Here is a 20,909-nt window from a genome sequence, read left to right on the forward strand (position 1 = left end):
ATGAGATGAGGCTAGTAGATTTTAATATGATATTTAAAGGAGAGGGTGACTTTATCAAATAATAAAGCCACCTAGCTAGTTATTCATCATCATCAAATTGATTGTAGTACTCAGGTGATAAATTGCTAAAACGAGTATATTGACCCTCAAAAGCAAGTCTAACGGTACCAATAGGGCCGTTACGTTGCTTACCAATAATAATTTCAGCAGTACCAGCTTCTTTCGATTCTTTATTATAGACTTCATCTCTATAAATAAACATAATCAAATCGGCATCTTGTTCGATCGCACCGGATTCACGTAAATCTGACATCACAGGACGCTTATTTGGTCGGTTTTCCAAACTACGGTTGAGCTGAGATAGTGCGACAACAGGGCAGTTCATTTCTTTTGCCAATGCTTTTAGACTTCGAGAAATTTCTGAAATTTCACCTACACGGTTGTCACCCATACCAGGTACTTTCATGAGCTGTAAGTAATCGACCATAATACAGCCAAGTTTTCCACCATGTTGTTTTGCAATTCTACGCGCACGGGCTCTTAGCTCTGTCGGTGGAAGAGCAGAAGAGTCATCTATATAGAGTGATTTTTCTTGCAGTTGTAAAATTGTTCCTGTTACTTTTGACCATTCATCACTGTCTAGTTTCCCTGAGCGAAGATGGCCTTGATGCACTTTGCCATAAGAAGAAATTAAACGCATTGCAATTGAGTCAGCTGGCATTTCCATAGAGTAGACCAATGCAGGCAAATCTGAGTTAAATAAAACACTTTCAATGAGGTTCATTGCAAATGTTGTTTTACCCATAGATGGACGTGCAGCAACAATAATGAGGTCTCCTGCCTGCATACCAGACGTTTTGTTATCTAGTTCTAAAAAACCTGTAGAAAGCCCTGTGATATTGCCTTCCATTTGAGAGAGTTCACTCAGTTTGTTAAATACGTCTGAAACAACAGAAGTAATTGGTTTTGGGCCTGCACTCTTTTTATTGTTGTTATGCTGTTCAGCAATTGAGAAAATATTTGTTTCAGCAAGGTCGAGTAAGTCTGAAACAGTACGACCTTTTGTATCATAAGCATTGAGTAAAATTTCATTACTTGCTTTGATCATGCTACGTAATGTCGCAAATTCTTTAATTTTATGGGCGTATGTTTCTAAGTTATAGAAGCTAGAAGGTGAGTCTGACATCAGTTGCATTAAATAGTCTTCTCCACCTATAGTATCAAGTAGGCTTTGCTTGGTTAGCCAGTCATGAACCAATACAGCATCATATGGAGAGTTATCTTTCGCAAGTCGATCTATTGCACGAAAGATATATTTATGGCGTGTTGCATAGAAATCTTCTTCAGTGAGTGTATCACCAACTTGCTCAAATGATTCGGCAACAGTCATTAATGCTGCAAGTACAGCCTGCTCAATAGCCAAATTATGTGGTGGTGTACGAAACTCTTTGAGTTGATTTGACTCAGATGAGTTTTTGTTATCATTTTTTAATGATGGTGCAAGTGGGGCATTCGCCTGAGACATAAATAACCTTAGCGTTCATATAGAAAAGCAGAGAGTTGGATGAGTTATTTTAACGAGAAATGATACAAAATTATAGAACTATAAAAACAAAAAAAGAGCATGCAAAGGCATGCTCTTTTTTATGCAGAGAAATTACTCAGAAACGATAGTAACGAGAACTTCTGCAACAACATCATGATGCAATTGGATTGCGATGTTGAATTCACCAGTGTGGCGAAGTGCACCATTTGGTAAACGAACTTCTGCACGGTCAACATTTAGACCAGCATTTGTTAAAGCATCAGCGATATCGCGAGTACCGATAGAACCGAATAGTTTACCTTCATCACCAGCTTTTGCAGTGATAACGATGTTTACTTCGTTTAATTGGTCAGCACGTGCTTGAGCAGCAGATAAAACTGCAGCTTCTTCTTTTTCAAGTTCAGCACGACGAGCTTCGAAAGCAGCTGTGTTTGCTTCAGTAGCAGCAACTGCTTTACCTTGAGGAATCAAGAAGTTACGACCATAACCAGCTTTAACAGCTACTTTGTCGCCTAATTTACCAAGGTTTTTAATGCGTTGTAATAAGATAACGTCCACAGCTCACCTCACTTATGGTTGTCAGTGTACGGAATCAAAGCCAAGAAACGAGCTTGTTTAACAGCAAGCGCTAATTGACGTTGATAACGTGCTTTTGTACCAGTGATACGGCTAGGAACGATCTTGCCGTTTTCAGTGATATACTGTTTTAAAGTATCGATATCTTTATAGTCGATGTATGCAACATTCTCAGCTGTAAAGCGGCAGAACTTGCGACGACGGTAAAAACGTGCCATTGATGTTCTCCTTAAGCTTCAGCAGATTCTTGAGTTGCTTGTTGTGCTTCTTCACGTTGAGCTTTACGCGCACGCTTTTCTTCAGCACTTTTAGCAAGCAAAGATTCTTCTGTAATTGCATTATCACGACGGATAACTAAATTACGAATAATTGCATCGTTGTAACGGAATAATTCGTTTAATTCGTCAAGCGTAGTTTGACCACATTCAACGTTCATTAGAATGTAGTGTGCTTTATGAATTTTGTTGATTGGGTAAGCCAATTGGCGACGGCCCCAATCTTCTAAACGGTGAATTTGACCTTCAGCTTCTTTGATGTGAGAGATATAGCGTTCAACCATACCTACCACTTGATCGCTTTGGTCTGGGTGTACCAGAATTACGATTTCGTAGTGACGCATTGTCAGCTCCTTACGGTTTATGCAGCTTTTAAAAAAATATTAATTAAAAGCAAGGAGTCATACTGTGATTACAGTATGTCGCAAAAGCGAGTTGAGGATTTTATATAGTTTTTTATGAAAATTCAAGATTAATTTGCTTTAAGATAGAGTGAAGCAGCACTCTATCTTAAATTAGAAAATAGGTAGGAATGGTGCAGGAGATTGGTAGCTAAAGCTAAAACTAATACTTAATGCTGTAATTAAAATGACAGAATAAAGAAAATAGCGTTTTGCCCAATTTTTCTCACACTCTTTATCCATTTTCTTGAAACCGATGATGGATAAATATAACCAATAAGCACAAAGTGCGTTAAAAGTAATTAAGAAAAAAATATTTGTATAGTGAAAACAATATAAGCCATTTAATACAGCTGTAAATAGGATCACATATATTAAACATTCTAACTTTGTTCGAGCAATCGAACGTGCAACAGGCAAAATAGGAATGCCTGCGCGCTTATAGTCATCGAAACGATAAATTGCAATTCCCCAAGAATGAGGCATTTGCCATAAACCATAGGCAAGGAATACAAGTAAAGCTGCGATATCAAATTGATGTGCAACTGCTGTATAGCCTATAACAGGTGGGCAAGCACCTGAAATACTGCCAATTACAGTCTGGTGAATTGAAGTTCGTTTAGACCATAAACTATAAAAGAATACATAAACAACAAAACCAAGTACGGCAAAACCAAAAGCATATATGTTCGTAAAGTACCATAAGATAGCTAAACCAAGACTACCTAGAACAAAAGCAAAACATAATGCGATAGATGGTTGAATGACTTTAGTGACCAATGCACGATTTTTTGTTCGTTGCATTTTAGGGTCAATATCTTGGTCAATAAAATTGTTTACAACACACCCAGATGCAACAACAAGTGTTGTACCTATGAGAGTGAGTAGAAGTAACAGGATATTCACAGAGCCTTGGGCGGCTAAGAAGAAGCCACCCAAAGTGGTAACGAAGTTACCAAATAGAATCCCTGGCTTTGTCAGGAATATATATTGTTTCAGCATGACAACCAGTTTAGATCATCATGTTGTAATGTAAGTAATTCATTACCCAAACAGAACCAATAAGCAAAATTGCAATAGTCAAGATGGTGTAAATAAAGGCAATTACATTCCAGCGCTGTTCTTCAGATGAGTTCATGTGTAAGAAGAAAATCAACTGTACAAGAACTTGAACAATACCTGTAATACCTACTACTGAAAGCAATAATGTATGGCTAAATCCACCTGTCATTACCATACCAAAAGGAATAATGGTAAGAATAATAGATAGAATAAAACCAATAGTGTATTGCTTTAAGCTACCGTGAGCGCTGTTTTCTGTGTGGTGATCATGACTCATGAGATAGCTCCCATCAAGTAAACAACACTGAATACGCAAATCCAAACGATATCAAGGAAGTGCCAGAATAAACTTAAGCATGCTAAACGACGCGTATTTGGTAATGTCAAACCATTCTTTTTAATTTGAAAAATTAATACGATCATCCATACAAGGCCAGATGTTACATGGATACCATGTGTTCCAACCAATGTAAAGAAAGCTGATAAGAATGCACTATGTGTTGGACCATGACCTGCCATAACTAAATGGTGGAATTCATTGAGTTCCATACCAATAAAGGTTGCACCAAATAGAAAGGTAATAATTAGCCAAGTAATTACACCATTTGCATTGTTTTTATGTCGAGCAAGAACCGCAAAACCAAAAGTTACAGAGGAAATCAGAAGGGCAAATGTTTCAATTAAAACATAGCTTAATGATTCGCCAAATAATTCGCTTGGACTTGGTGTTCCTGCAGGAACATGTGTATGTAAAACAATATAGGCAATGAAGAGTGTCCCGAATAATACGAGGTCACTCATTAAATATGTCCAAAAACCAAAGACAGTGATATCTGTATCATCGTGGTGATGATCATCATGCCCATGGCCTTGTTGATGAAGTACTTCAGCCATCCTTTTAGTCCTTCTTCAAGTGTTTTTCTAAAATGGCATAACGTTCATTCTCAATGCGCTCAACTTCTGCAGCAGGAACGTAGTAGTCAACTTTCTTGGTGTAAGAACTTCTAATCAAAGTAATAATAGTTGCAGCAAAGCTTACAAATACTAACCACCAAATATGCCAAATAAGTGCAAAGCCTAACACTGTAATGAGTATAGCCATCACAAAACCAGCCGAACGATTTGTTGGCATATGAATATCTTCATATTTTTCTGGTTTAATATAAGCAACGCCATCTTCTTTGTCTAACCAAAAACGATCGATATGTTCGCCATTTGGAATATAAGCAAAGTTATAAAATGGTGCAGGAGATGATGTAGACCATTCAAATGTACGGCCATCCCATGCATCGCCAGTGTAGTCGATGTTGTCGTTGCGTTGTAAATAACCAACAACGATTTGCATGATAAAGCAAAGGATACCAATTGCGACAAGAACTGCACCAACCATAGCAATTGCTAAATATGGTGTCCATTCTGGGTTGTCATATGTATTTAAGCGACGAGTCATACCCATGAAACCAAGGATATAAAGTGGCATAAATGCAAAGTAGAAACCAAAGAACCAGAACCAGAAAGATGCTTTACCCCATGCTTCATTTAACTTCCAGCCAAACATTTTTGGCCACCAGAAGACAATTGCAGCAAATAGACCGAATACAACACCACCAATAATTACGTTATGGAAGTGAGCGATAAGGAATAGTGAGTTATGTACCAAGAAGTCAGCTGGTGGAACAGCCATAAGTACACCTGTTAAACCGCCGATACCAAAAGTCACAAGGAAGCCAAGTGTCCAAAGCATTGGAGATGTAAAGGTAATACGACCTTTATACATGGTAAATAACCATGAGAAGATTTTAACACCTGTTGGGATTGCAATAACCATTGTCATAATACCGAAGAAGGCATTGACGTTTGCTCCTGCACCCATAGTGAAGAAGTGGTGTAACCATACAACTAATGAAAGTACAGCAATTGCAATTGTGGCATATACCATAGTTTTATAGCCAAAGAGTGCTTTACGTGAGAAAGTAGGAACAATCTCAGAGTAAACACCAAATGCTGGTAATACTAGGATATAAACTTCAGGGTGACCCCATGTCCAAATCAAGTTTACGTAGAGCATTGGACTACCGCCAAGGTCATTCGTAAAGAAGTGGAAATCAAAGTAGCGGTCAAGTGTAAGCATTGCAACAGTAGCAGTAAGCACTGGGAATGTTGCGACAATCAGCACACAAGTACATAAAGCAGTCCATGTGAAGATTGGCATATCCATAAGCTTCATGCCTGGTGCACGCATTTTAATAATCGTGACGAGGAAGTTAACACCAGTAAGCAGTGTACCTAAGCCCGATATTTGCAGTGCCCAAATCCAATAATCGACCCCGACACCAGGAGAATATTGAATACCAGAAAGAGGAGGGTATGCTAACCAACCTGTCGCAGCAAACTCACCAAGTACAAGTGATACCATGATGAGACCAGCAGCACCAGCAAAAGCCCAGAAGCTAAATTGGTTAAGTAAAGGGAAAGCAACGTCGCGTGCACCAATTTGTAATGGCACAATAACGTTCATTAAACCAACAACAAGACCCATTGCTACGAAGAAGATCATAATTACACCATGTGCGGTGAAGATCTGGTCATAGTGGTCAGGGTGTAAGTAACCAGGGTTACCATTACTTGCAAGGAATAACTGAAGTCGCATCATAAATGCATCTGCAAAGCCACGCAGTAGCATGATTACAGAGACAAGAATATACATGATACCAATTTTTTTATGGTCTACTGATGTTGCCCATTCTTTCCAAAGGTATCCCCACTTTTTGAAGTAGGTAATGCCTGAAAGAACGGCAATAGCACCAAGTGCCATAATAATTGCTGTAACAATGACAATTGGTTCTTTAGGGATGGCACCCCATCCAATTTTACCTAATAACATGTCCATATCTTATTCTCCTGCAGAAGCCATATGTTGCATGTTAGCGTGAGAAGAATCTGCTTGCTCTGCACCATGGTAATTGCTCATATACTGGTCAATGACTTTTCTGAACAATTGTGGTTCAACTGAAGAGTAATAAGTTACTGGATTCGGTTTTGTAGGGTATGGACCCATACGTTCAGCTTCTTCAGCAATTGCTTTTTCTTTAGGTGTTTTCGCATCAGCAAGCATACCTTCGATTTGGTGTGTAGAACGCTCACCATCACGTAGGCCTTGTAATGTTGCAAAGTCTAAAGAGCTTTTCTGAATCGCAGTAGTGTTATCTTCAGTGCCTTTACCAGCTTTCACATTGCTTACCCATTTATCAAAGTCTGATTGAGTAACACTATGTGCTTTAAAATGCATTTGAGAGAAGCCATAACCACTATAGTTTGCAGAGAAACCACGGAAAATACCTGTTTCACTTGCAAGAACATGTAGGTGGGTTTGCATACCTGCCATTGCATAAATCTGACCCGCTAACTGAGGAATGAAGAATGAGTTCATTGTAAAGTCAGAGGTAATGTGGAAGTGCACCGGAGTCTGTTCAGGGAAACGTATTTCATTAACAGTAGCAATTTGCTGCTCTGGATACACAAATACCCATTTATATGGTTCCGCGATCACTTGAATGTCTAAAGTCTTTTTATCTGACTCAGCACTTAGTGGGCGGTATGGGTCATATTGGTGAGAACCCCACCAAGCAATCCATGCTAAAATAGCGATAATAATGATAGGAACGCCCCAAACAACAATTTCAATTGCTGTTGAGTGAGCCCATGTAGGCTTATAGTCTGCATCTTTATTTGACGCGCGATATTTCCAACCAAACCAAAGTGCCATAATGATAGAGGGAATTACTACCAATAGCATAAGGTACATTGCTGTCATCATCAGGCCACTAAGACCTGCTGCAACTGGACCCTTTGAGTTTAGAAGTACTAAATCACCACCACACCCTGTAAGAAGTGTAGAAATCGCAGATAAAGACAATACAGCTAATATTGTTTGTCTCATTTTACAACCTCGGTGAAGAGTCCCATTTATGTTTTATAAGAATGGGATAGCGATTATAGTGACGGATGTCCTTAAAAGTCAGTGACACCGCTACTTTATAAGGCATTATGCCCTATATTCGGGAGGGGCGCTACATTTACAAGGCGTAAAAAAAGGCAATTTAAATCCAACATAAAAAGTTGGATTTAAATAGGTTTTGTTGAAAATTTTATAAAAAATAATATGTTATTGTATGTTTTTGTGTATTAGGGTCAGTTTCTTGTTGTTTATTTTTTATTCATTTTTATGACTTTTGTTTTTGCCAAACGGTCATGTAAGGTCTGTCTTTTATTACCAAAGCCTAGAACGTAATCTAAAATGGTAATAATAGGCATTGCAAATAGATTTAAGATAATAAAAACAATGCTTCGAATTAAAAAAATTCGAGTTAAATTCACACGTTGTTCTGTTTCTGCATCAACAATTTTAATTTTGGTAATGAGCTTGCCAATACTTTGTCCTTTACTGTTTAACAAAATCGCTTGAATAATCAGCATTGCAATAATATATATTCCCATTGCTTGCCAGCCTTGGGTTGGAATTGCATTTAGAAGCTGCTGCTGTAGTTCAGGGCTAAAACTACTTCCTTGGAATTTTTCGAGTTGACCTGCTGTTTCTTTAGTTAAAAAGAACGATGGCAACATAAATGCGGGTAACCATAGTAATAAATCTATAATTTTTGCCAATGCGCGACTATTAATTGTTGCAAGGGTTGTGCTTTGAACAATGCTTTGCTTAGCAAAAGTATGATTTTGGCTACTATTTGTAGTCTGGTGAATATCTATTGGTGTATAGCCTTCAGGCTCATATTTGAGCTTGCCACGGGTGAGTTCGCCCAAAGGATGCCATTCACTCATTCCACTATGCCATGCTAAGTCGGTAAGTAGTACTTGCTGTGTTGCTAGCATTTGATTGACTTGTTCTAATGTATAAGGTCCAGCTTGTTGATTGTTACGAGCTAAATAAATTTGCATAAAATGACCATCTCAAAATAAAAAAGACCCTATAAAGGGTCTTTTTAACATGTTTTTAAGCTAACTAAAAGTTATTTAACTTCTTCATTCGCTAGGAAGAACCATGTATCAAGTACAGAATCTGGGTTTAGAGATACAGACTCGATTCCTTGCTCCATTAACCAGCGCGCAAGGTCAGGGTGATCTGAAGGCCCTTGTCCACAGATACCAACATATTTTCCTGCTTTACGGCATGCTTGAATTGCCATTGAAAGAAGAGTTTTAACGGCTTCATCTCGTTCATCAAATAGTTGAGATACGATACCTGAATCACGATCTAGACCAAGTGTTAATTGTGTTAAGTCGTTAGATCCAATAGAGAAGCCATCAAAATGTTCTAAGAATTGGTCAGCCAATAATGCATTTGTTGGTAACTCACACATCATAATAACTTTTAGGCCATTTTCACCACGTTTTAGACCATTTTCTGCAAGTAATTCAATAACACGTGCAGCTTCTTTTACTGTACGTACAAATGGGATCATAATTTGAACATTAGTTAGACCCATTTCGTCACGAACTTTCTTCAGTGCACGGCATTCAAGCTCAAAGCAGTCACGGAAGTTATCAGAAACATAACGACTCGCACCACGGAAACCGAGCATTGGGTTTTCTTCTTCAGGCTCGTAAAGCTTACCACCAATAAGGTTGGCATATTCGTTTGACTTAAAGTCAGACATACGAACAATAACAGGTTTGTCACCAAATGCTGCTGCAAGTGTAGATACACCTTCTACAATTTTTTCCACGTAGAATTCTACAGGTGAGTTATATCCTGCTGTACGTGCAGCAACTGCGGCACGTGTTTCGCGAGGTAGACTGTCAATATTTAGCAGTGCTTTAGGGTGAACGCCAATCATACGGTTAATGATGAATTCAAGACGTGCTAGACCAATACCTTCATTTGGAATTTGAGCAAAGTCAAATGCACGATCAGGGTTACCAACATTCATCATAATCTTGAATGGAAGTTTCGGCATAGACTCAATTGAATTACGTTGAATCTCAAAGTCTAATAGACCTTCGTAAATGAAGCCTGTATCGCCTTCAGCACAAGAAACAGTAACAGCTTGACCATCTTTGAGAAGTTCAGTTGCATTACCACAACCTACAATTGCAGGAACGCCAAGTTCACGTGCAATAATCGCTGCGTGACATGTACGACCACCGCGGTTTGTAACGATTGCCGCAGCACGTTTCATTACAGGTTCCCAGTCAGGGTCTGTCATGTCTGAAACAAGAACATCACCTGGTTGTACTTTATCCATTTCATCAATTGATGTCACGATACGTACTTTACCTGAACCAATACGTTGTCCGATTGAGCGACCTTCTGCAATGACATTACCTTTTTGTTTGAGTAGGTAACGTTCCATTGTACTTGCATTTTGACGGCTTTTTACTGTTTCAGGACGTGCTTGTACGATGTATAAACGACTATCATCGCCATCTTTTGCCCACTCAATATCCATTGGTGAACCATAGTGCGCTTCGATAATCATTGCTTGTTTTGCAAGTTCGTGTAGTTCTTGATCTGTTAAAGAGAACTCTTGGCGGTCTTGTTTTTCAACATCTACAATAGAAACAGATTTACCAGCAGAGGCATCTGTACTATAAATCATTTTTTGGTGTTTAGAGCCAAGGTTACGACGAACAACCGCATGTTTTTCGTTTTGTAGTAATGGTTTAGATAAGTAGAACTCATCTGGGTTTACAGCACCTTGTACCACCATTTCGCCAAGACCGTATGATGATGTAATAAATACAACATCACGGAATCCAGATTCGGTATCTAATGTAAACATTACACCAGCCGCACCTGTTTCAGAGCGAACCATACGTTGAATACCTGCTGAAAGTGCAACAAGCTTATGGTCGAATCCTTGGTGTACACGATATGCGATTGCACGATCGTTAAATAAAGAAGCAAATACTTCTTTGATGGCAATTAAAATATTATCAATGCCACGAATATTTAGGAATGTTTCTTGTTGTCCTGCAAATGACGCATCAGGTAAATCTTCGGCAGTTGCAGAAGAGCGTACAGCAACAGCCATATCTGGGTTGCCACTAGAGAGTGTAGCAAATGCTTCGCGAACATCTTTTTCAAGTGACGCCGTTAATGGTGTGTCAATAATCCATTGACGGATTTTAGCGCCTGTTTCTGCAAGTGCGATAACATTGTCAACATCAAGTTGATCAAGTTCTGCTTGAATTTTTGCATTTAGGCCGCTTTGCTCAAGAAATTCACGATATGCTGCAGCAGTTGTGGCAAAACCACCTGGTACAGATACACCTGCATTAGAAAGGTGGCTGATCATTTCCCCTAAAGATGAGTTTTTCCCACCTACGAGTTCAACATCATGCTTTCCTAATTTTTCTAGACCAATTACGCGCGATTCCAAAGTAGTCTCTCCACTTCTGCAGTATGTGATTCGTTATCTGCTTATGTTAAAAACATAAAAGAGCTTAGCTTTTTGGTGTGAAGCAAGCCATTGTTATGTAAGATGGCTTACTATAAAGAATATAGCGGCTTAAAACAAATATTTGAGGAGTTTTTTGATGCCTGAAAGTAAACAAATCGAAAGAAGTGTATTTTTTATTTCCGATGGCACGGCAATTACAGCAGAAACTCTAGGACATTCTTTGTTAGCGCAGTTTCCAAATGTAAATTTTGATGTGCGTATTATTCCTTATATTTCTTCTGAAGAGGCTGCTTTAAGAGTCGTTGAAGAAATTAATGCTTGCCAGCAAGACGATGGTAAATTACCTCTCGTATTTGATACATTAATAGACCCTAATGTAAGGAATATTATTGGTACAGCAAATGCTGTCAATTTAGATGTCTTTGAGGGGTTGATTAGTAAGCTTGAGCAAGAGTTAGAGACATCACCAACAACATTGATTGGTCAAACCCATGCTGTCACTGATACTGAGTATTATAAAGCAAGGATAGATGCTGTTCACTTTGCACTTGATAATGATGATGGCGCACGTACAAGACATTATGACAAAGCAGATATTATTTTAATTGGTGTTTCTCGTTCGGGTAAAACGCCAACCTCAGTTTATTTGTCATTACAATTTGGTATTCGTGTTGCGAACTATCCGCTAACAGAAGAAGATTTGGATGATAATCGCTTGCCAAAAGTTTTAAGAGAGCATAAGCATAAGCTTTTTGGTTTAATGATAGATGCAGATCGTTTGGTTGCGATAAGAACAGAGCGTCGTGCAGGTAGTCGTTATGCGAGTTATAATCAGTGCCAAATGGAACTACGCGCTGTAGAAGGAATTTATATTTCTGAAGGTATTCCTTATTTGAATGTTTCAGAAATGTCTATTGAAGAAATATCGACGCGGATATTGCAAATTACAGGTTTGAAACGCCGTATTAGTTAATATGAAGAAAGGAGAGGAAACTCTCCTTTTCTTTAAGTGACTGTGGCATGGTCTAAGTAAGCAACAGCATTATGTGAATGTAAGCTTTCTTGATGAGTCACTTTAATGTGCCATGTCTTATAATGATTTTGCATGAGTACATTTCCAATACGTCGAGCAGCATCTTCTACAAACATTAAATTTCCCCCATTTCTTTTTGAAAAAGCTTGTTCGTCAGCCCGTTTTACAGCAGTTTGTGTGGCTGTTTGCAATGTGTTTTCAATGAGGTTAATGAAAGCCAAAAAATCGATATCTTGATGGCTTACAGTAATAGAGGCAATACTTCTTTGACTATGTGGTGTTGCAACGGAGGCATTTTTTTGTAGCCATATTGCGACTTGATCGAGTGAAACTTGAGGATGGCCTATAAAGTCTTGATGAAATTGGTCTGTAATAAGCTGCCGTGAAAGGGCTGCTGAACATGGACAAGTAGATGAGTAGTCGATATCTATAGTTGAATTGAATGAGATTTGATCTTTATTGAGCTGAATATCCATTTCAACTTTATAGTATTTCCATCCTGATATATTTCTAGTTATGAGTGCATTACGTTGAATAGGCAGATTAAATGTGAGCTTTAGGTGCACCTGTGTTGCATGACAGTCTTCATGTGTCTTGAGTATCTTTTCGAGTATTGTCTGAATTTTAGTATGCTGAATTTCTTTTAACTCTTGTAATTCTAAAAACAAACGCGACATATGAATACCTTTCGCATCTGCTTTAGGTAAGTTGATATGAATGTCAGCGAAGCATTCTACAGGGTAGCTCTTATAGGTGAGTGGTAGTGCAATTTTTTCCATACCTACCCATGTTAAGGGAAGAGTATGTTGAGCATGATTGTCTTTTGAGATATCAGGAAGAGGCATAAAATAAGAGACTGCTTAATGTTATGTTATAATATAACATTAAGCGAGTGATTTGAATATATTATTCGGGGATAATTTCTCCGCACAGCGAGCTGCGCCAAGAGTGACTATAGCCCCATGTACGATAGCCTAAAGTATCTATATGAATTTGCCCAGATTCATATACACCGAGCCCCATGTTAAATGCTTTACCATTTTGTTGCCAAAAACGACATAGTTTCATTTTAGTGTTATGAATGAGGATTTCATCTTCAGGCGTTGGCTGTTCAGGGCCTATTCTAAAGTCAATTGCAGCATTTTTTACATGGCTTGATGTTCGGGCACCACCTGCACATTTATTTAAGAAAGGAGATCTATAACTAGATGTCACTTCAACATTTGGAATAATTCCTTGTTGGCGTAAGTAATGCAATAGTTTGAGTGTTGGGACTGCATTTTGCCATACCTCTGCAGGAGGAACTTCATACTCTGTATAGTTACATTGCTGCCAATCTCTCGCAGAGCGGAGCATTTGATAATCAGGAACAATAAAATCAGCCTGATTTCGACTCAAGAAAGCTTTATATGAGTTTACAAGTTGTTGATGATCGACCTGACTTAGCCATGCAGTATATGTTTCAGGGGCAGGCTGTCGAATTGTTTTTTCTATTGTAAGTGTTGGTGGTTGTTCAATGATCTGAGGTGTTAATGGTGTAGCTGGTGTCGTCAGAGTAGATGTACTTTTAGGGATTGTTTTTGGTGTGGCAGGTTTGACCATCTGCTCTGAGGTACAACCATTGAGTGCTAAAAAGCTTAAAAAAATGCTAAAAGAGCCTAAGGATATAAATTTCATTGGACAATCGAGTCAATATATTCATCAATAATATAGTTGTTATACTATAACGAGTTAAAAAATGTCGTTTATTTATGTTTAATTAAGTGATTGTACGTTGCCTTTCAATAGATAATATCTGCAATATTTAGTTATTAAAGACCTTATTGAGTTAATCTGTTTGAATAAGTATTACCTTTTATAAAAGTGTTTATTAAGAATTTTAAAGTTTTACTGTTATCTAAATAATATAGTATAATCGTTAAAAACAAAAAAGATGTTCTAATTCATTGTCTTATTTAAAAGATATACCGTTTTTCTGCCAACTCGACTGCAAATAGGTTAATCAATTTATGCCATCATCTAAAACGTTGAATACTAAATTTTTATATAAAACCCATATACAGCGTCGAGCAACAAGACTTAGCTTCTTTAACCTTGGTTTTGCGATGGCATCGTGGGCACCACTTATTCCATTTGTGAAGCAACGTTTGGGACTTGACCATGAAGACTTAGGTATGCTCATTCTATGTATTGGTATTGGCTCTATGCTCGCAATGCCTTTGGCAGGAATGCTGATTCAGCGAGTTGGATGCCGCTTCATTATTTCGATTGCATCAATTATTTTTGTGTTGGCTTTGCCTTTAATTGGCGGTTTAAATAATACAATTGCTATGGCTGCTGTGCTCACGGTATTTGGTATGGCTTCTGGTGCAACTGGTGTAGCTATTAACTTACAAGCTGTACTTGTCGAAAAGAAAAGTGTTAAGCCTTTAATGTCGAACTTTCATGGCATGTGCAGTTTAGGCGGTTTAGTTTCTGCTTTAACGATGACAGGTCTACTCTCAATTCATTTGAGTGCTTTACATAGTGCTTATGTACTTAGTGCACTCGTTGCAATTATTGCCTTATGTTCTGCGCCTGCGGGCTTAACTCAAGTTGCAGATTCAAATACACAAACAGATGAAGCTACAGCCCCTAAGAAAAGAAAGGTGGGATTTCCACATCCTATTATTTTAGTGTTAGGTATGATGTGTTTTATCACCTTTTTAACGGAAGGTGCAGCACTCGATTGGAGTGGCGTGTATTTAACAACAAATTATCAAGTACCGCTTTCAATAGCAGGCTTAGCATATGGTTTCTTTGCTACAACAATGACTCTAGGGCGCTTCTCAGGTCATTATATGATGAGAGTTTTGGGTGAAAAAAATCTGATCTTATTTAGCTCAATTTGTGCTGCGTTGGGTATGGCAATAGTCGTTGTTGCTCCTGTGTGGCATTTAGTTTTACTTGGCTATGCTTTGGTTGGATTAGGGTCTTCAAATGTTGTACCTGTATTGTTTTCTCGAGTGGGTCGTCAAAACTTTACACCTAAAGCACAAGCCTTGTCGTACGTCTCTAGTATTGCCTATTCGGGGGTATTGTGTGGCCCTGCATTAATTGGTTTTGTGGGACAGCATGTTGGACTTACAGTAGTCTTTACGGGTATAGCTGTATGTTTATTGCTTATTGCCATTTGTAATAAGTTTACAATGGTGGGAGAAGGTGCATCTCATTAATTGTGAAATATTTCTTGAATTAAAGAGCGTAGTATTTTGTTTTTATTGCATAATCTGATAATTCTATGATTTTAGAGGAAGAATCGTTAAACTATGTGCAATAAATAATGTCTGTGCATGGTTTTCCATCACATTTTGATTTGAGATTGGTACACAATGAAAGAGTCGCTACGTCTACGATTAGAACAACTTTCTGATAGACACGAAGAGCTAACAGCACTATTGGCTGATGCTGAAGTGATTTCTGATAATAAACGCTTCCGTCAGTTATCACGTGAACACAGTGATTTAACAGAATTGACAGAAGTTTGGAATAGCTACTGTCAAGCTGAAGCAGATATTAAAACTGCTGAAGAGATGTTATCTGATCCTGATTTTAAGGAAATGGCACAAGAAGAGATCCGAGAAAATCAAGCGATTATTGCTGAATTAGAAGATCGTTTAAATATTCTTATGATTCCTAAAGACCCAAATGATGCCAATGCAGCTTATTTGGAAATTCGTGCAGGAACTGGTGGTGATGAAGCTGCTATTTTCTCAGGTGATTTGTACCGTATGTATAGCAAGTATGCCGAAACTCAGGGTTGGAGAGTAGAAGTACTTTCTGAAAATGAGGGTGAGCATGGTGGCTATAAAGAGGTAATTTGCCGTGTAAATGGTGAAGGTGTTTACGGTCGCTTGAAGTTTGAAAGTGGTGCGCACCGTGTTCAACGTGTTCCTGCGACTGAATCGCAAGGTCGTGTACATACTTCTGCGTGTACTGTTGCAATCTTACCTGAGGTAGATGTTGATACGACAGTAGACATTAACCCTTCAGATTTAAGAATTGATACATACCGTGCTTCAGGTGCAGGTGGGCAGCACATTAACAAAACTGACTCAGCAGTACGTATTACACATATTCCAACAGGCGTGGTTGTCGAATGTCAGGAAGAGCGTTCACAACATAAGAATAAGGCAAAGGCATTGGCTTTACTTGCATCTCGTTTAGAAAATGCAAAACGTCAAGAGCAAGAAAATGCAACTTCTGAAATGCGCCGTGATTTAGTTGGTTCAGGTGATCGTTCAGAGCGTATTCGTACTTATAATTATCCTCAAGGTCGTATGACAGATCATCGTATTAACTTGACGCTCTATAAATTAGAGGCAATTGTTGAGGGTGATTTAAATGAGCTACTTGATAGTTTGCATAGAGAGTATCAAGCAGATCAGCTTGCTTTACTTGCACAGCAAAATGGTGGCTAATTGATGATGAAGATTGCACAAGCACTGAACCTTTATGGAGAAGTAGATAGTTATGAGCGCCAAGAAGCAGTTTGGTTGCTTGAGCATATCTTAAAATTAAACGCATTTGAGTTAAAAATGCGCTTAGATAAATTTTTGACAGAATCTCAAATGCAAGAGTATCAAGCTGCATTAAAAAGATTATCTGAGGGTGAACCATTAGCTTATGTTATTGGTTCACAGCCTTTTTGGACACTTGATCTTAAAGTCACAAAAGATACTTTAGTTCCAAGACCTGATACCGAGATTGTTGTTGAAACAATTTTAAACGACTTAGTACTGCCAGATCACGCTTCGGTTATTGATTTGGGGACAGGGTCTGGGGCAATTGCACTGTCTTTAGCAAAAGAAAAGCCTGATTGGTCTGTATTGGCTACAGATATCTATATGCCTACACTTGAAGTTGCAAAAGAAAATGCGTACAAGCATGCACTTAAAAATGTGACATTTTTGTGCAGTGAGTGGTATACATCTATTCCAAAGCAGAAATTTGATTTAATTGTTTCAAACCCGCCTTATATTGCAGAAAGTGATAGCCATTTATTGGCGTTAGAAACAGAGCCATATCGTGCACTGGTCAGTGCTAATAATGGTCTAGCCGATTTAATAGAGCTTATTCATGGCGCTAAATCTTGGCTAAATCCTAATGGCTGGATTGTACTAGAGCATGGTTATGATCAAGCAGCCATCGTACAAACATATTGCAAAAATGCAAAACTTTCTCATGTGCATACTGTAAAAGATTATGGTGGTAATGATCGCGTAACGCTTGCTCAATATCTTGTTTAAGGCTGTTTGTAATTATATTTAAGCTTCTGTTTATAAATCAAATTACTTACAGGTTTTATTTTACAGATTTATGATATACTTACATAAGTAATACATTTGCCGTTGAATGACTATTGAGCATTATGTAGGAAGAATGAGCTGCGTTTTGCAGCTTTTTTTGATCTATGCCTCAATAATCATTTTGCCAAAACAGTGTTTATATTTTAGATGGCATCAATTTTGCTATGCAATAAGCAAATTCGTTTCGTAACTGAATGATATATTCACAGTGTGAAACAAGTAAAACTTAACAGAGGCTTTTTATGGCGACTCCTCAATCTTCCGCCGGTTTACTTGAACGTCTGTTTAAACTAACAGAGAACAATACTTCTGTAAAAACAGAAGCTGTTGCAGGTTTAACAACGTTCTTAACCATGTGTTATATCATTATTGTGAATCCTCTCATTCTTTCTGCAACGGGTATGGATCATGGTGCTGTATTTGTTGCAACGTGTATTGCAGCAGCAACGGGTTGTCTCGTTATGGGGTTACTTGCAAACTATCCAATTGCACTTGCACCGGGTATGGGATTGAATGCTTATTTTGCATATTCTGTTTGTCTAGGTATGCACATTCCATGGCAAACGGCTTTAGCAGCAGTATTTATGTCGGGTATTATATTTATTGCGATTAGCTTAGTTCGTGTTCGTGAAATTATTGTAAATGCAATTCCAATGTCATTAAAGTTTGCAATTGGTGGAGGAATAGGTTTATTTCTTGCACTTGTTGCACTTAAAAATGCAGGAATTATTGTTGCGAATCAAGCAACAACAGTCGGTTTAGGCGATGTAAAAGACCCTAAAGCATTGCTTGCAATGTTAGGGTTATTTTTAATTGTAGCTATGCACCATTTTCGCGTGCGTGGAGCAATTATTATTAGCATTCTTGTTGTGACTGCAATTTCAACATTTATGGGACTAAACCAATTTAAAGGTGTTGTTGGTGCAATACCATCTATTACACCAACCTTATTGCAAATGGATTTTTCAGGTTTATTCTCTGGAACATTGATTGGTGTTATCTTTGTCTTTTTCTTGGTTGATCTATTTGATTCGACAGGTACATTGGTTGGTGTAGCACATCGTGCAGGCATTATTAAAGACGATGGTAAGATTCCACGCTTGAAAAAAGTACTGATGGCAGACTCAACAGCAATTGTTGCGGGTGCTGCTTTGGGTACATCATCAACAACACCGTATATTGAGTCTGCATCAGGTGTTGCAGCAGGTGGCCGTACAGGATTAACTGCTGTTGTTGTGGCGATATTATTCTTAGGTTGTTTATTCCTTTCTCCGCTTGCTCAGTCTGTACCTAGTTTTGCTACAGCACCAGCATTACTGTTTGTTGCAGTGCTTATGGTGCAAGGTATTACTAAAATTGAGTGGAGTGATGTGACAGAGGCTGTACCTGCATTTCTAACAATAGTATTCATGCCTTTTGCATACTCAATTGCAGATGGTATTGCTGTTGGTTTTATTAGCTATGCAGTGATTAAGCTCTTGACAGGAAAAGCTGCGTCTGTACATTGGATGGCATGGATTATTGCTGGCTTATGGGTATTGAAGTTTGCACTTTTTGGCGGCTAATATATCTGTAAAATAGGTAGTAGGGTGTAATGATGATTACACCCTTTTTTTATTATGAGGGTTTTCAATGAATCAGCAAAATTTAATTCAAGCATTACCAAAAGCTGAGCTACATGTGCATATCGAAGGGACTTTTGAGCCTGAATTGATGTTCGAAATTGCACAAAGAAATGCGGTAGATATTCCTTATAAAACGGTCGATGAAGTTAAACAAGCATATAATTTTCATAACTTACAATCATTTTTAGATATTTATTATGCAGGTGCAAAAGCACTGATTCATGAAAAAGATTTTTATGATTTAACATGGGCTTATTTTAAAAAATGTAAAGAAGACCATGTGGTACATACAGAAATATTTTTTGACCCACAAACGCATACCGTGCGTGGAATTGCATTTGAAACAATTTTTAATGGTATTTTTAAAGCATGCCAAGATGCAAAAGAAAAATTAGATATTTCATCTGAGCTGATTATGTGTTTCTTGCGCCATTTAAGTGAGGAAGAAGCATTTGAGGTGCTAGAACAGGCATTGCCATTTAAAGCGCATATTATTGGTGTTGGTTTAGATTCTAGTGAGTTGGGACATCCACCTATAAAGTTTGAACTTGTATTTAGCAAAGCAAAAGAAGAAGGATTTCTCATTGTTGCACATGCAGGTGAGGAAGGGCCAGCCGAGTATATTTGGCAAGCTTTAGATTTGCTTCACGTCAACCGTATTGATCATGGTGTGCGTTCTGAGGAAGATCCAAAGTTACTTAAACGTCTTATTAAAGAAAGAATGCCTTTGACGGTGTGTCCACTAAGTAACTTGAAATTATGCGTTATTGAAGACATGAAAGAACATAATATCAAGCGATTACTTGATTTAGGTTTATGTGTCATGGTGAATTCAGATGATCCAGCATATTTTGGTGGGTATATGAATGAAAACTTTTATGCAATTGATCGTGCTTTAGATTTGGGCGAAGCTAGAATTAAACAATTAGCAATTAACTCTTTTGAAGCATCTTTCTTGCCTGAGCAAGAAAAGAAGAAATGGATTGAAAAAGTCCAAGCTATGTAATAAAAAAGGCACTTCTCGAAGTGCCTTTTTTATTTTAGTTTTAATCTTTTGCTTGGGAGGTCATACTTTTAAGCACGTTGTCACGATCAATAAAATGATGCTTTAATGCCGCAAAAACATGTCCGACAATGAGTAAACCTGCAAACCAAGAGAGGTATACATGAATTGGCTTTACGATAGCCATAATATGTGGATTAGGTGCGATTAGCGTAGGTAAGTTAAATAAGTAAAGTACAGGTGCAGGATGCCCAGCCGACCAACTAAAGAAACAGCCTGTAATTGGTAAAGCAACCAATATGATGTAAAGAACCCAATGGATAACATGTGCGATTTTTTTCATAGGTGCAGACATGCTTTCAGGGAGAGATGGCGCTGGATGTGTATAGCGCCAAAAAATGCGTATAACGATAAGAAAAAGAATAGGAGTGGCAATATTCTTATGTAGTGTAATAATATCTCCCTTAAAAGCACCATCTGTACCATAACTTAAAAAGTTACCACTATAAAAGCCAATGAGCCATGCGGTAATAAAAATTGCGGCCATAAGCCAATGTAAAATTTGCGCCGTACGTGTGTAATATTGCGGTCTGGCAGACATCTGAAATTCTCTAGAGAAAAA

General features: G+C 38.1%; 20 protein-coding genes. 6 read left to right on the forward strand and 14 right to left on the reverse strand.

Features of this window, described 5'->3' with window-relative positions; all coding sequences use genetic code 11:
• Positions 1–79: 79 nt before the first annotated feature.
• The 11 genes from dnaB to ppsA all read right to left on the reverse strand — a co-directional run bounded on the left by dnaB (position 80) and on the right by ppsA (position 11,257).
• On the reverse strand, positions 80–1,525 hold the full coding sequence (gene dnaB / locus P256_RS00755; protein ID WP_023271759.1) for a replicative DNA helicase: 1,446 nt from the start codon (positions 1,523–1,525) through the stop codon (positions 80–82).
• 132 nt (positions 1,526–1,657) lie between these two features.
• Positions 1,658–2,104 carry a 50S ribosomal protein L9 gene (rplI, locus tag P256_RS00760; RefSeq protein ID WP_023271760.1) on the reverse strand — a complete coding sequence of 149 codons (447 nt, stop codon included), beginning with the start codon at positions 2,102–2,104 and terminating at the stop codon, positions 1,658–1,660.
• 8 nt (positions 2,105–2,112) lie between these two features.
• A complete protein-coding gene (rpsR, locus tag P256_RS00765; RefSeq protein WP_023271761.1) occupies positions 2,113–2,340 on the reverse strand; it encodes a 30S ribosomal protein S18 in 228 nt (75 codons plus the stop codon).
• Positions 2,341–2,351: 11 nt separating this feature from the next.
• Positions 2,352–2,741, reverse strand: coding sequence for a 30S ribosomal protein S6 (rpsF, locus tag P256_RS00770; protein WP_023271762.1), 390 nt, complete (start codon positions 2,739–2,741; stop codon positions 2,352–2,354).
• Positions 2,742–2,912: 171 nt separating this feature from the next.
• On the reverse strand, positions 2,913–3,800 hold the full coding sequence (gene cyoE, locus P256_RS00775; RefSeq protein WP_023271763.1) for a heme o synthase: 888 nt from the start codon (positions 3,798–3,800) through the stop codon (positions 2,913–2,915).
• 10 nt (positions 3,801–3,810) lie between these two features.
• A complete protein-coding gene (gene cyoD, locus P256_RS00780) occupies positions 3,811–4,137 on the reverse strand; it encodes a cytochrome o ubiquinol oxidase subunit IV (protein ID WP_023271764.1) in 327 nt (108 codons plus the stop codon).
• A complete protein-coding gene (gene cyoC, locus P256_RS00785) occupies positions 4,134–4,754 on the reverse strand; it encodes a cytochrome o ubiquinol oxidase subunit III (protein ID WP_023271765.1) in 621 nt (206 codons plus the stop codon). Before cyoC ends, cyoD begins: the two co-directional genes overlap by 4 nt.
• A gap of 4 nt (positions 4,755–4,758) precedes the next feature.
• Complete coding sequence (gene cyoB / locus P256_RS00790) at positions 4,759–6,750, reverse strand: cytochrome o ubiquinol oxidase subunit I (protein ID WP_023271766.1); 1,992 nt, start codon at positions 6,748–6,750, stop codon at positions 4,759–4,761.
• Between the two features lie 3 nt (positions 6,751–6,753).
• Positions 6,754–7,800 (reverse strand): ubiquinol oxidase subunit II, encoded by a 1,047-nt coding sequence (gene cyoA / locus P256_RS00795; protein WP_023271767.1) that lies wholly within the window; start codon positions 7,798–7,800, stop codon positions 6,754–6,756.
• A gap of 266 nt (positions 7,801–8,066) precedes the next feature.
• Entirely contained in the window at positions 8,067–8,813 is a 747-nt protein-coding gene (locus P256_RS00800; protein ID WP_023271768.1) for an RDD family protein, read from the reverse strand.
• 71 nt (positions 8,814–8,884) lie between these two features.
• Entirely contained in the window at positions 8,885–11,257 is a 2,373-nt protein-coding gene (ppsA, locus tag P256_RS00805; protein WP_023271769.1) for a phosphoenolpyruvate synthase, read from the reverse strand.
• A gap of 157 nt (positions 11,258–11,414) precedes the next feature.
• Between ppsA and ppsR the strand changes: the two genes are divergently transcribed.
• Positions 11,415–12,251 (forward strand): posphoenolpyruvate synthetase regulatory kinase/phosphorylase PpsR, encoded by an 837-nt coding sequence (gene ppsR / locus P256_RS00810; protein WP_023271770.1) that lies wholly within the window; start codon positions 11,415–11,417, stop codon positions 12,249–12,251.
• Between the two features lie 32 nt (positions 12,252–12,283).
• On the opposite strand, the gene folE2 is transcribed toward ppsR, so the two are convergent.
• Both folE2 and P256_RS00820 read right to left on the reverse strand, forming a co-directional pair.
• Positions 12,284–13,156 carry a GTP cyclohydrolase FolE2 gene (folE2, locus tag P256_RS00815; protein WP_023271771.1) on the reverse strand — a complete coding sequence of 291 codons (873 nt, stop codon included), beginning with the start codon at positions 13,154–13,156 and terminating at the stop codon, positions 12,284–12,286.
• Between the two features lie 61 nt (positions 13,157–13,217).
• Positions 13,218–13,988, reverse strand: coding sequence for a YcbK family protein (locus P256_RS00820; RefSeq protein ID WP_023271772.1), 771 nt, complete (start codon positions 13,986–13,988; stop codon positions 13,218–13,220).
• Positions 13,989–14,320: 332 nt separating this feature from the next.
• Here P256_RS00820 and P256_RS00825 point away from each other — a divergent pair, with 332 nt between their 5' ends.
• The 5 genes from P256_RS00825 to P256_RS00845 all read left to right on the forward strand — a co-directional run bounded on the left by P256_RS00825 (position 14,321) and on the right by P256_RS00845 (position 20,290).
• Positions 14,321–15,526 carry an MFS transporter gene (locus P256_RS00825; protein ID WP_023271773.1) on the forward strand — a complete coding sequence of 402 codons (1,206 nt, stop codon included), beginning with the start codon at positions 14,321–14,323 and terminating at the stop codon, positions 15,524–15,526.
• A 156-nt stretch (positions 15,527–15,682) separates the two neighbouring features.
• Positions 15,683–16,771 (forward strand): peptide chain release factor 1, encoded by a 1,089-nt coding sequence (gene prfA / locus P256_RS00830; protein ID WP_023271774.1) that lies wholly within the window; start codon positions 15,683–15,685, stop codon positions 16,769–16,771.
• Positions 16,772–16,777: 6 nt separating this feature from the next.
• Positions 16,778–17,599: a peptide chain release factor N(5)-glutamine methyltransferase gene (gene prmC, locus P256_RS00835; protein ID WP_023271775.1), complete on the forward strand. Its 822-nt coding sequence runs from the start codon at positions 16,778–16,780 to the stop codon at positions 17,597–17,599.
• 302 nt (positions 17,600–17,901) lie between these two features.
• Positions 17,902–19,224: an NCS2 family permease gene (locus tag P256_RS00840; protein ID WP_023271776.1), complete on the forward strand. Its 1,323-nt coding sequence runs from the start codon at positions 17,902–17,904 to the stop codon at positions 19,222–19,224.
• Between the two features lie 67 nt (positions 19,225–19,291).
• Positions 19,292–20,290: an adenosine deaminase gene (locus tag P256_RS00845; RefSeq protein ID WP_023271777.1), complete on the forward strand. Its 999-nt coding sequence runs from the start codon at positions 19,292–19,294 to the stop codon at positions 20,288–20,290.
• Between the two features lie 40 nt (positions 20,291–20,330).
• Here the strand turns inward: P256_RS00845 and P256_RS00850 are convergent, their stop codons facing one another.
• Complete coding sequence (locus tag P256_RS00850) at positions 20,331–20,888, reverse strand: cytochrome b (RefSeq protein ID WP_023271778.1); 558 nt, start codon at positions 20,886–20,888, stop codon at positions 20,331–20,333.
• Positions 20,889–20,909: the final 21 nt, after the last annotated feature.

Origin of the sequence: Acinetobacter nectaris CIP 110549, from assembly GCF_000488215.1 — a bacterium.
GTDB classification, from domain to species: domain Bacteria; phylum Pseudomonadota; class Gammaproteobacteria; order Pseudomonadales; family Moraxellaceae; genus Acinetobacter; species Acinetobacter nectaris.